This is a genomic window from Grimontia sp. AD028 (assembly GCF_000973155.1).
GTDB classification, from domain to species: domain Bacteria; phylum Pseudomonadota; class Gammaproteobacteria; order Enterobacterales; family Vibrionaceae; genus Enterovibrio; species Enterovibrio indicus.
On sequence record NZ_LASY01000225.1, the window covers coordinates 1 to 282 of the forward strand.

At 50.0% G+C, this 282-nt stretch carries 1 pseudogene; it reads right to left on the reverse strand.

What is annotated here, in order from left to right:
- Positions 1 to 282, reverse strand: a pseudogene (locus RN22_RS25365) (bacteriocin); the annotation flags it as partial.

Below are 282 nucleotides of genomic sequence, written 5' to 3' on the forward strand. Positions count from 1 at the left end.
TCTGCTCTCCAACCGTTTGAACTATTAAGGTTCACTTCCTTAAGGAAAGCGCCAGACGTTGTGTAAACATGTACCTTGCCGTTGTAGTCCGCTCCAAAGTCAGCCTGATGGAGGCCATCGTTGAAGTTCAACTGCACCTTGGTTGACGTCGTCGACGTGTTAGTCAGGTTAACTGTCCATCCTGGCCATGTGCTGTTTTCCACACCGTTCTGAAGGTGAGTAATGCTGGCGACTTTTGGCGCATCAGCATCATCAGTAATGATAGCCGCAGCGGATTGCACC